This window comes from Streptomyces sp. NPDC033270, assembly GCF_055576575.1.
On the sequence record NZ_JBVIRA010000058.1, the window covers coordinates 1 to 10,687 of the forward strand.

The window sequence follows — 10,687 nt, forward strand, 5'->3', positions numbered from 1 at the left end:
GACGCTCGGCTGGGAAACACCAGCCGAGCGTCTATCTAAACTGCTCACCACCACACGTCAGTGATCACGTGTTGCGACGATCCCTTGAATCCAAGGGTGTGTCCCGCGGGGTTTCGCGTGTGTGGACCGCCCGGAGCCGGCCGGGCGCCGGACCGGCTCCGGTGGCTTCAGTCGCCGGACTCCTCGGGCGCGCGCTTCACCGGGGGCGGGGTCGGGGCCACACCGATCGCGGTGGCCCCGCGGGGCGCCACCGACATCCGCACGGCCTGCTCCCGCGAGTACGACCGCAGATAGCCGACGACGGTGTTGGTGACCGCCACCAGGGGGACGGCGACGACCGCGCCCCCGATGCCCGCGACCAGTCCGCCCGCGGCGACCGACAGGATCACCGCCAGCGGATGGACCCGCACCGCCCGGCCCAGGATGAACGGCTGCAGGACGTGGCCCTCGATCTGCTGGACGGCCAGCACCACCGCCAGCACCATCAGGGCCTGGAAGACGCCCTGGGTCACCAGCGCGACGACGCACGCCAGCGCGCCCGAGACCACCGCGCCGATCAGCGGGATGAAGGCGAACAGGAAGATGAACACGGCGAGCGGGACGGCCAGCGGCACATTGAGGAAGTACAGCCCGATGCCGATGAAGATGGCGTCGATGAGCGCCACGATGACCGTGCCGCGCACATAGGCGGTCAGGGTCCGCCAGGCCCGCGGCCCGGCGCCCGCCACGCCCTCGCGGGCCGCGCCCGGGACGAGCTTGAGCACCCACTCCCAGATCCGCCGCCCGTCGTAGAGCAGGAAGAGCGTGGTGAACATGGCCAGCAGGATGCCGGTGAACACCTCCAGGACGACGGTGACGCCCTCCAGTCCGGCAGTGGTGATCGCCTCGGTGTTGGCGCCGATCGCGTCCTGCAGGTTCTTGGCGATGCTGTTGATCTGACTCTCGGTCACATGGAACGGGCTCTTCAGCAGCCAGCCCTTGAGCTCGGTGATGCCCTCCTGGATGCGGCTGGACACCGAGTCGATGTTGTCCTGGACCTGCCAGACCACGAACCAGCCGACCAGGCCCATGATGACGAAGCCGCCGATGAAGGTCAGCGCGGTCGCCGGCCCGCGCGGCAGCCCGCGCCCGCGCAGCCAGCCCACCGTCGGCTGCAGCAGCGCGGTGATCAGCATCGCCGCGACGAACGACAGCACGACCAGCTCGATGCTGGTGATGACACGGGCCAGCACCCACAGCGTGGCCGCGAGCACCAGCAGCCGCCAGCCCACCTCGGCGGCGACCCGTACGCCCCACGGCACGGCGGCCACCGGGTCGGGGCGGGCCGCGACGGCCGGGGCGTAGGCGGGCGGCGCGGGCACGGAATCCGGCGGACGCGGGGCGGCGGCCGGCGGCTCGGGCTCGGCGCCGGGGTGCGGCACGCCGTCCACCGGCTCCGGTGCCCGCCGCGGCGGGCGGGTGGCGATGAGCGTGCCCACCGGGCCGTCACCGGCCGGTGAGCCGTTGGCGGGCGAACCGTTGGCCGGCCGCGCCTCAGCGCGCTCGGCACGCCTCAGCTCCTCCGGGTCCCCGGCCGCCGCCGCGGCCTCCGCGCGGCGGCGCTGGTCCTCCAGCCGCTGCGAGAGCCGCGTCAGACCGGCGCCGAGGCCACCGACCCACTGAGGCAATCTGGACATGTCCCTTCCTCTTCCCCTCCCACACACCACACACTGACGGCACGACGTTACCTGTGCGGGATGCGCGAAACCCCCGACGCGGTCGCGTTCGGGGGTTTCGGATGTGCCGTGGTGCGGCCGGCGGGCCTAGTACCAGTTGTTGGCCTGCCAGAACGACCAGGCGCCGCAGGGGCTGCCGTAGCGGTCGTTCATGTAGTTCAGGCCCCACTTGATCTGGGTTGCCGGGTTCGTCTGCCAGTCGGAGCCGGCCGAGGCCATCTTGGAGCCGGGCAGCGCCTGGACGAGCCCGTAGGCGCCCGAGGAGGCGTTGGTGGCCTGGTAGTTCCAGCCGGACTCGTGGTCCACTATGTTGCTGAAGCACTGGAACTGGTCGCCCGCCACCATCTGACGTGCGATGGCCTGCGTGTCGGCGATGGAGTACGAGCTCTTGCCGACGAGGTCGCCCAGGTCGTCGCGCGCGTCGGAGCGGGACGCGGCCAGCTCCTTCTTCTTGCGCGCCTCGGCGTCCTTCTTGGCCTTCGCCTCGTCCGCGGCGTCCTTCTTGCTCTGTGCGGTCTCCGCGGCTGCCTTGCGGGCGGCTTCCTGCGCGGACTTGAGGGCTGCCGCATCCGCCTGGGTGGACTGGTCGTCCGCCTGCTGCGTCAGGGAAGCCGTCTGCACCTGTGCCTGAGCGCCTGCGGGGATGTCGGCGATCGTCGCATCGGCAGCTGCGGCCTCGGCGTTGCCGACCGAAGCGGGCTGTCCTGCGGCGACGCCGACGACGGCGCCGACGGTGGTGACCGCGGTGGCGGATGCCACGGCGAATCCCCGGACCGAGATCCGGCTCACACGTTTTCCTTCCAGCATCGCCCGCTTAGGTGACCTCGCGGACGCAATCGTGCCCCTGACGCTGGTCTCCCCTTGTTCCGGACCCTGTTGAGCGGGCGGGACCGGCTGGTCACGGGAGGCACTGGCCCGGTACGTCCCCCTCGGGGTCCGCGTGGTGCTTTCGGGCGGCATACGACGACTCGCTATGAAGTTCGTGGATTTACACCTCCCCCGGTCTCACGTTCGCTCGACCGGAGGCACCCCAAGGGGTGTGTGTTGCCGTATGCGGGGCCTGACAGGACCCAGACTCTGCCCGAACGACACACCGGGAATCAATTCCCGGCCGGGTGTGAAAGCTCACACCTCGTTTGCCACCGAGGATTTCCGGATATCCGCACGCAGCAGAACGCCGCCCGGCTAAGCTCCTTCGCTTCACCGGGCGGCGCGACCCTACAGGGGGTCAGATTCGGACAATCGGTCAGATCCGGCCGTCCTCCAGCATTTCGGTTACCAGTGCCGCAATCGGCGAACGCTCCGAGCGGTTGAGCGTGACATGCGCGAAGAGCGGGTGCCCCTTCAGCTTCTCGACGACCGCGACCACTCCGTCGTGCCGCCCGACCCGGAGGTTGTCGCGCTGGGCGACGTCATGCGTCAGTACCACCCGGGAGTTGGCGCCGATACGGGACAGAACCGTCAAAAGCACATTCCGCTCCAGGGACTGGGCCTCGTCCACGATGACGAACGCGTCATGCAGCGACCGTCCCCGGATGTGGGTCAGCGGCAGCACCTCCAGCATGCCGCGCCCCACCACCTCTTCGATGACGTCCTTGGTGGTCACCGCGGACAGCGTGTCGAAGACGGCCTGCGCCCAGGGGCTCATCTTCTCGGCCTCGCTGCCCGGCAGATAGCCCAGCTCCTGCCCGCCGACGGCGTACAGCGGGCGGAACACCATCACCTTGCGGTGCTGCCGGCGCTCCAACACGGCCTCCAGGCCCGCGCACAGCGCCAGCGCCGACTTGCCCGTACCGGCCCGGCCGCCCATCGAGACGATGCCGACCTCGGGGTCGAGCAGCAGATCCAGCGCGATCCGCTGTTCGGCGCTGCGGCCGTGGATACCGAACGCCTCCCGGTCGCCGCGCACCAGCCGGACCGCGCCCTCCGCGGTGACCCGGCCGAGCGCCCGGCCACGCTCGGACTGCAGTACGAGTCCGGTATGCACCGGAAGTTCGGAGGCTCCCGGTACGTACGCGGTCTCGTCGGCGAACAAGTCGTCCACCTGGTCGGCGGGGACGGTCAGCTCGGCCATGCCCGTCCAGCCGGAGTCGGTGATCGCCAGCTCGGCGCGGTACTCCTCGGCCAGCAGGCCCACCGAGGACGCCTTGATGCGCATCGGCAGGTCCTTGGAGACGACCGTGACGTCGAACCCCTCGGCCTGGAGGTTGCGCGCGACGGCGAGGATCCGCGAGTCGTTGTCTCCGTAGCGGTTGCCGTTGAGGAAGGCCGCCGGCAGGACCCCTGGGTCGGAGTGGTTCAGTTCGACCCGGAGTGTCCCGCCGAGCTCCCCGATGGGGATGGGCGCGTCCAGCCGCCCGAACTGGACTCGGTACTCGTCCAGCAGCCGCAGTGCCTGCCGGGCGAAGTAGCCGAGCTCGGGATGGTGCCGCTTGGCCTCCAACTCCGTGACCACCACGACCGGCAGCACGACCTCGTGCTCGTCGAAGCGGGCCATGGCGCCTGGATCCGCCAGCAGCACACTGGTGTCGAGGACATAAGTGCGCCGGTCGTTCACACGGCGCTGCTTGCTGTTCACCACGGGTGGACGAACCCCCTCGGATGAGGTTGGGGTGCGACGGCGTCGCGGGGCGATGTGCTCCCGGAGGGCGAAGCCCCCGGGACCCCCGGCCATCTTGTGACCGGACCGGGCTCAGGCCACGACGTACGGGCCGAGCGCCGGCCCCTCGCGTCGCCCGTGCGGTGCGCACGGCTCTCCGTGATGTGCAAAGGGCCTCCCGGGCGGACGGCCCCATGCCGTCCGCTGAGATGCGGCGCCCGATGGCTTGTTCCGGACGCCGACCTGGAAGGGATATTCCCTCGAACCCCCGCTGCCATGCCACGGCATATGACGCACGCGCGATGAACCTTTGGTTACGCCTGATCGCCCGGGGAAAAGGAGCCCGCCGGGGTGACCACCAGGAGAGGGTGCGTCAGAAGCGCCCGCGCCGCGGGGCCGTGGCGGACCTGCGGCGGGGCGGCCCGATTTAGAAGCCGTAGCGGCGGTGCCGGGCCGCGTAGTCGCGCAGCGCGCGCAGGAAGTCGACCTTCCGGAAGGCCGGCCAGAAGACCTCGCAGAAGTAGTACTCCGAATGGGCGCTCTGCCACAGCATGAAGCCCGACAGCCGCTGCTCGCCGCTCGTACGGATGACCAGGTCCGGGTCCGGCTGGCCACGGGTGTAGAGGTGCTCCGAGATCAGGTCGATGTCGACGATCTCGGCCAGCTCCTCGAAGGAGGTGCCGCGCTCGGCGTGCTCCAGCAGCAGCGACCGCACCGCGTCCGCGATCTCCTGCCGGCCGCCGTAGCCCACCGCGACGTTCACCAGAATGCCGCTGTTGTCGACGGTGGCCTGCTCGGCCTCCTTGAGCACCTTCTGGGTGGCCTCCGGGAGAAGGTCCCGGTTGCCCACGTGGTGCACCCGCCAGCGGCCGTCGGCGGCCAGACCGCGCACGGTGTTCTCGATGATGCCCAGCAGCGGGGTCAGCTCGCCCTCGGGCCGGTCGAGGTTGTCCGTCGACAGCAGCCAGAGCGTGACGACCTCGACGTCGGTCTCCCCGCACCAGCCCAGCAGCTCACTGATCTTGGCGGCACCCGCCTGGTGGCCCTGCTCGGGCGTCCGCCCGTCGGCCCGCGCCCAGCGGCGGTTGCCGTCCAGGATGACGCCGATGTGCTTGGGCACCTGGGCGTGGTCCAGGCGGCCCTCCACCCGTCGCGCGTACAGCCGGTAGACCAGATTGCGCAGTGCAGGCGGATACGGGATGCGCACCCCGGAAGATCGCAGCATGTGTGGTCCAGCCCCTCCGTGCCGAAATGGCGGTCGCCCCGTCGCCTCAAGTGGGCAACTTTACTTCTCGGCTGTCACGACAGCCCAATCAGGTATGTCACAGGTACGTGATAGGGAGATGAGCATGACTGGCACCGACTACCGCGCCGCGGATTCCCGCTACGACTCGATGAAGTACCGGCGAACGGGCCGCAGCGGACTCAAACTCCCCGCGGTCTCCCTTGGACTCTGGCACAACTTCGGGGACGACCGCACCCTGAGCTCCCAGCGCGCCATCCTGCGCCGGGCCTTCGACCTGGGTGTCACCCACTTCGATCTGGCCAACAACTACGGTCCGCCACCCGGGTCGGCAGAGCTGAACTTCGGAAAGATCTTCGCGCAGGACTTCCGCGGCTACCGCGACGAGATGATTCTCTCGACGAAGGCCGGATATCTGATGCACCCGGGCCCCTACGGCGAATGGGGTTCGCGGAAATACCTCCTCTCGTCACTGGATGCGTCGCTGAAGCGGATGGGTGTCGATTACGTCGATATCTTCTACTCGCACCGTTTCGATCCGGACACCCCGCTGGAGGAGACGATGGGCGCGCTGGCGTCCGCGGTCCGGCAGGGCAAGGCGCTGTACGCGGGGGTCTCCTCCTACAACGCCGAGCAGACCCGTACGGCGGCCGGCATCCTGCGCGACATGGGCGTCCCCGCGCTGATCCACCAGCCCTCGTACTCGATGATCAACCGCTGGATCGAGGACGACCTGCTGCTGGACACCCTTGAGGACGAGGGCATGGGCTGCATCTCCTTCGCTCCACTGGCGCAGGGCATGCTCACCGACAAGTACCTGCACGGCATCCCCGAGGGCTCCCGGGCCTCCCTGGGCAAGTCCCTGGACCCGAACCTGCTCTCCGACGAGGTCGTACGGCGCCTGCGCGGCCTCAACGACATCGCCGCCCGCCGCGGCCAGTCCCTGGCCCAGCTCGCCCTCGGCTGGGTGCTGCGCGACGACCGGATGACCTCCGCCCTCATCGGCGCCAGCAGCGTCGCCCAGTTGGAGGCCAATCTCGCCGCCCTCGACGCTCCCAAGATCACGGACGCCGAACTGACCGAGATCGACGAGTTCGCGCAGACGACGGACGGCGTGAACATCTGGGCCCGGCGCTAGGGCGGACACCTTGGGGGACGGGGAAACAAAAGCGGGCCGGTCCGTGGGGGGGATACGGACCGGCCCGAGGGGGGGTTTCCACCATAACCCCGCGAGGGGTGTGCTGCGTGCACCGGCGCGCGCTGCGGCGTGGCCCGGATCACTCCGGCGTGTACGGGCGGCTTCGCGCGGGACGGGCGCGGGGGACGGTCAGCCGGCCGCGGCGGCGCCCAGGAGCAGCCCGCCGAACGCCCCAATGATCATGAATGGCCCCAGCGGCATGGCCGTTTTACGGGCGCCGGGCCGGACGAGCAGCAGCCCCGCCCCGTAGAGCGCACCGAGCAGCACCCCCGCCGCGCCCCCGGTGACGAGGGTGCGCCAGCCGTACCACCCAAGGGCGACCCCCAGTCCGGCCGCCAGCTTGACGTCCCCCAGCCCGATCCCCGACGGGTTGACGACATAGAGCAGGAGGTAGCACGCGGCGAGGAGCAGACCGCCGAGCAGCGCCCGCCGCCACGCGCCGGTCTCCCCCGTCAGCCGGCCCACCAGCCCCAGCACCCCCGCCACGAGCACCACGAGCGGCAGCGTCAGCTCGTCCGGGAGGCGCCGCACCCGCCAGTCGACGACCGTCAGCAGCACCGCGAGCGGCGTCGCCACCAGCCAGGCGGCGAGTTCCGGCCGCGGCCCCGTGGCCGCCGCCAGGGCCGCGCAGACCGCGGCGGTGACCGTCGCCGTCGGCAGCGCCCCGGGCCCGTACGCCCCGCACCGCACGCAGCGCCCCCGCCCCAGCCAGCCGCGTGCCACCCCCGGGATCGGATGGCCTCCGGGGCAGGCCGCGCGCCACCCCTCCTCGGGCTCGACGGCCATCCGGTGGGCGGGCCGCGGTATGAGCAGCCCGGCCGCGGCCCCGTAGGCGGCGGCGAGAACCATCAGCATCAGTGCCACCCGCCGACCCTAGAGCGTGTCCGGCGGCCCCGCGCCCCTCAAGGGTGGGCCGGCGCCAGGGGAGCTGATAGAACGCTGCGCATGGCGCGTTGGGAGAACGGACCGGGGATGGTGCACGGCGCGGACACCGGCATTCCGGTGGAGATCGCGACGTCCTATCGTGCCCGCGCCCGGGGCCTGCTGGGCCGCGACGGCATCGAGGGGGCGCTGCTGCTGACCCCGGCGAGCGGTGTGCACACCTTCCGGATGCGGTTCGCGATCGATGTCGCCTATCTGGGGCGGGACTTCACGGTGCTGGCCGTACGCACCATGCGGCCGGGCCGGCTGGGCCGCCCCCGCCTGCGCGCCCGGCACGTCCTGGAGGCGGAGGCCGGTGCGATGTCGCGGTGGGGGCTGCGCCCGGGCCTGCGCCTGACCGTCGAAGCGGCCGGCGCGCCCTGAGCGCCGCGCCGCGCGCTCACTCCCGCCAGTCGGCGACCAGGGCCAGCAGCCCGGGGAACCGGGCCTGGAGATCGTCGATGCGGACATGGCTGCGCCGCTCCAGCCCGTACTGCCGCTGACGGATCAGTCCGGCCTCCCGCAGGGCCCGGAAGTGGTGGGTCAGCGAGGACTTGGGCCGGTCGAGGCCGAACCAGCCGCAGGTGTGGTCGAAGGCCTCCGCCTCCAGCAGCAGCGTGCGCACGATGCGCAGCCGCAACGGATCGCTCAGCGCGCCCATGACGGATTCCAGCCGCAGGGCCTCGCGCGCCGGCTCCGGCAGCGGATCGGGCGCGCCGGGCGGGACGGGTCGCCGGAGCGCGACGAAATCGAGCCGCGTCGCGCCGCCCTCGTGTGCTTCTTCGCTCCGTGCCGCTGCCCTGGACGACATCCGGCGCTCCTCCCTCTCGACCACGACCGCTAGTACGACTTGCATCGTACTGCCGTTGCCTGTACGAATCTCCTCGTACTGCTTGTACGAATCATCTCGTACTTGCTGGATGAGGAGGGGGACCCCCATGCCCGAAACCCGCACCGCCGCGCCGCCGGCCCGGACCACGACACCGCCCGCACCGGCACCCGCACCACCCCCCGTACGCGAGGTCTGGCTGGCGGCCTGGCCGGTGGTCGCGATCTTCACCCTGTCGAATGCGGCGATGCCGCTGTACGGGGTGTGGCAGCGCCGACTCGGCTTCGGATCCGGCACCTTGACGCTGGTCTACGCCGCCTATGTGGTCGGACTGCTCGGCGCGCTGCTGGTGGCGGGCGTGGCCTCGGACCGCCTCGGCCGCAAGCCCGTACTGGTCCCGGCGCTCCTGCTGGCCGTCACCGCCTGCCTCGGCTACGCCACCGCGCCCTCGGTGGCCGCGCTGGCCACCGCCCGGCTGCTGACCGGCGTGGCCACCGGCGCCGCCGTCTCCGCCGGCATGGCCGCGGTCACCGACCTCGCGGCCGGCCGCAGGATCGGGCCGCTCCTGGCCTCCACCGCGATGGTCCTGGGTGCCGGGATCGGCCCCGTACTGGCCGGGGTGCTGTCGCAGACCGCGCCCGCGCCGACCGTCACCGTCTTCGCCGTCGAAGCGGCCCTGTTGGCCACGGCGTTGGCGGTGGTGGCCAGGATGCCGCTGCCGCGACGGCGGCCGGGGGCCGGCACCGGGGCCCGGCGGTCCTGGGTGCGGCTGCCGGCGGTCCCCCGCGACAACCGCCGCCATCTCGCCCTGGGACTCGCGGCGTTCGCCCCGGGGATCAGCGCCACCGCCTTCGTCCTGTCGCTCGGGCCGTCCCTGCTGGCCGGGCTCCTCGGTACGGCGAACCGCGCCCTGGCGGGCGGGCTGGCGCTGGTGATGTTCCTGGCCGCCACCGGTGTGCAGTTCGCGGTACGGCACCTGACGGTCCGTACGGTGCTGCTGACGTCCGGCGCGGCCACCATCGCCGGCACCCTGGCCCTGGTCGCCGCCGTGCACACCGCCACGCTCACGCCGCTGGTCGCCGCGGTGGTCCTGGCCGGCGCGGGCCAGGGCGCGGGCCAGCTGGGCGGCCTTACCCTGCTCAGCCGCGAGGTCCCGGCGGCCCGCCGCGCGGAGGCCAACGCGGGCCTGAACGCGGGGGGTTACCTCCTCGCCGGCGCCCTCCCGGTCGCCGACGGCTACCTCAGCGACGCCATCGGCCTCCCGGCCGCCGCCACCGTCTTCGGCCTCGTGGTGGCCGCACTCGCCGCGGCGGGCGCGGCGCTGGTCGCCGTACGGGGTACGGACGCCGGGTGAGCGGGCACGGCGCGGGCCGGCCCGCCCCGATCGCGTACGGCGCGGACCGGCCCGCTCAGATCGCGGTCAGGGCCGCGTCCGCGACGCTCTCCAGCGCCGCGCGATCGACCCCGGCGCGCGCCGAGACCCGCAGCCCGCCGATCGCGGCGATGACCAGGTGCGCGAGGGTGCGGGGGTCCTTGTCGCGCGCGATGTCGCCGTCGCGCTGGCCGGACTCGATCACGGCACGGATCGCCTCCAGCCGCACGCCGTAGTCCCGCTCCAGCGAGGCCGCGACCGACGGATCGTGGGCCGACACCTCGACACAGGTGTTGACGACCAGACAGCCGCGGCCGTCCGCGTACGCGGCCTCCTCGTCGATCACCCGCTGGAGCAGCGCGCGGATCTTCGGCCGCGCGGGCAGCTCGCCCTCCAGCAGCTCGAACAGCTCGCCGTTCTTGTGCTCCATATAGCGGGCCAGGGCCCGCTCGAAGAGGTCGTGCTTGCTCTTGAACGTGTTGTAGATGCTGCTGCGGCCCAGGCCCGTGGCGTCGCACAGGTCCTGGGTGGAAGTCGCCTCATAGCCGGCGGCCCAGAACGCGTGCATCGCGGCGTCGACGGCCCGCGCCTCGTCGAACTTCCTGGGTCGCGCCATGGGGGCATTTTAGCAGTTATTGGATCGCCCAGTCCAAATAGTCGCTGCGCGCTTGGGCTTGCTTCCCACGTTTTTGGCTTTCCCGCCGTGGTGGTTTTTCGCCGTTGCGCCTGCGGCGGGCTGGTGCCGCTGCGCGGGGCGTTTTCGGCAGCGGGTGCGGCCCTCCGGACTCCGTCCTGCGGTCCGCCCCCTCC

Annotated in this window: 10 protein-coding genes; 3 read left to right on the plus strand and 7 right to left on the minus strand. The window is 71.7% G+C overall.

Annotated features, from left to right (window positions below; all coding sequences use genetic code 11):
* Positions 1 to 167 precede the first annotated feature (167 nt).
* The 4 genes from ACZ5XZ_RS38810 to ACZ5XZ_RS38825 form a co-directional block, all read right to left on the minus strand.
* A complete protein-coding gene (locus ACZ5XZ_RS38810; RefSeq protein WP_468987148.1) occupies positions 168 to 1,676 on the minus strand; it encodes an AI-2E family transporter in 1,509 nt (502 codons plus the stop codon).
* Positions 1,677 to 1,802: 126 nt separating this feature from the next.
* A complete protein-coding gene (locus tag ACZ5XZ_RS38815) occupies positions 1,803 to 2,504 on the minus strand; it encodes an aggregation-promoting factor C-terminal-like domain-containing protein (RefSeq protein WP_399150477.1) in 702 nt (233 codons plus the stop codon).
* A 457-nt stretch (positions 2,505 to 2,961) separates the two neighbouring features.
* The gene (locus ACZ5XZ_RS38820) at positions 2,962 to 4,296 is read right to left on the minus strand and encodes a PhoH family protein (RefSeq protein ID WP_468987151.1); all 1,335 of its coding nucleotides are present in this window, start codon (positions 4,294 to 4,296) and stop codon (positions 2,962 to 2,964) included.
* Positions 4,297 to 4,741: 445 nt separating this feature from the next.
* The gene (locus ACZ5XZ_RS38825; protein ID WP_468987153.1) at positions 4,742 to 5,539 is read right to left on the minus strand and encodes an isoprenyl transferase; all 798 of its coding nucleotides are present in this window, start codon (positions 5,537 to 5,539) and stop codon (positions 4,742 to 4,744) included.
* 124 nt (positions 5,540 to 5,663) lie between these two features.
* On the opposite strand from ACZ5XZ_RS38825, the gene mgrA reads away from it, so the two are divergent.
* Positions 5,664 to 6,695 (plus strand): L-glyceraldehyde 3-phosphate reductase, encoded by a 1,032-nt coding sequence (gene mgrA / locus ACZ5XZ_RS38830; protein ID WP_468987156.1) that lies wholly within the window; start codon positions 5,664 to 5,666, stop codon positions 6,693 to 6,695.
* Between the two features lie 189 nt (positions 6,696 to 6,884).
* On the opposite strand, the gene ACZ5XZ_RS38835 is transcribed toward mgrA, so the two are convergent.
* Positions 6,885 to 7,619 carry a prepilin peptidase gene (locus tag ACZ5XZ_RS38835; protein WP_468987157.1) on the minus strand — a complete coding sequence of 245 codons (735 nt, stop codon included), beginning with the start codon at positions 7,617 to 7,619 and terminating at the stop codon, positions 6,885 to 6,887.
* 81 nt (positions 7,620 to 7,700) lie between these two features.
* On the opposite strand from ACZ5XZ_RS38835, the gene ACZ5XZ_RS38840 reads away from it, so the two are divergent.
* Positions 7,701 to 8,060: a DUF192 domain-containing protein gene (locus ACZ5XZ_RS38840; RefSeq protein ID WP_468987159.1), complete on the plus strand. Its 360-nt coding sequence runs from the start codon at positions 7,701 to 7,703 to the stop codon at positions 8,058 to 8,060.
* A 16-nt stretch (positions 8,061 to 8,076) separates the two neighbouring features.
* On the opposite strand, the gene ACZ5XZ_RS38845 is transcribed toward ACZ5XZ_RS38840, so the two are convergent.
* Positions 8,077 to 8,487, minus strand: a complete 411-nt coding sequence (locus ACZ5XZ_RS38845; RefSeq protein ID WP_468987161.1) for an ArsR/SmtB family transcription factor — start codon at positions 8,485 to 8,487, stop codon at positions 8,077 to 8,079.
* A gap of 127 nt (positions 8,488 to 8,614) precedes the next feature.
* Here ACZ5XZ_RS38845 and ACZ5XZ_RS38850 point away from each other — a divergent pair, with 127 nt between their 5' ends.
* On the plus strand, positions 8,615 to 9,859 hold the full coding sequence (locus ACZ5XZ_RS38850) for an MFS transporter (protein ID WP_468987162.1): 1,245 nt from the start codon (positions 8,615 to 8,617) through the stop codon (positions 9,857 to 9,859).
* 55 nt (positions 9,860 to 9,914) lie between these two features.
* Here ACZ5XZ_RS38850 and ACZ5XZ_RS38855 read toward each other — a convergent pair whose 3' ends face one another.
* Positions 9,915 to 10,493, minus strand: a complete 579-nt coding sequence (locus tag ACZ5XZ_RS38855; protein WP_468987164.1) for a TetR/AcrR family transcriptional regulator — start codon at positions 10,491 to 10,493, stop codon at positions 9,915 to 9,917.
* Positions 10,494 to 10,687: the final 194 nt, after the last annotated feature.

What these genes read in the sequence shown, in the direction of transcription:
- ACZ5XZ_RS38840 (WP_468987159.1), top strand. Translation starts at nt 7,701, where the DNA reads ATGGCGCGTTGGGAGAACGGACCGGGGATGGTGCACGGCGCGGACACC.
- ACZ5XZ_RS38825 (WP_468987153.1), bottom strand. Translation starts at nt 5,539, where the DNA reads ATGCTGCGATCTTCCGGGGTGCGCATCCCGTATCCGCCTGCACTGCGC.
- ACZ5XZ_RS38855 (WP_468987164.1), bottom strand. Translation starts at nt 10,493, where the DNA reads ATGGCGCGACCCAGGAAGTTCGACGAGGCGCGGGCCGTCGACGCCGCG.
- ACZ5XZ_RS38845 (WP_468987161.1), bottom strand. Translation starts at nt 8,487, where the DNA reads ATGTCGTCCAGGGCAGCGGCACGGAGCGAAGAAGCACACGAGGGCGGC.
- ACZ5XZ_RS38810 (WP_468987148.1), bottom strand. Translation starts at nt 1,676, where the DNA reads ATGTCCAGATTGCCTCAGTGGGTCGGTGGCCTCGGCGCCGGTCTGACG.
- ACZ5XZ_RS38850 (WP_468987162.1), top strand. Translation starts at nt 8,615, where the DNA reads ATGCCCGAAACCCGCACCGCCGCGCCGCCGGCCCGGACCACGACACCG.
- mgrA (WP_468987156.1), top strand. Translation starts at nt 5,664, where the DNA reads ATGACTGGCACCGACTACCGCGCCGCGGATTCCCGCTACGACTCGATG.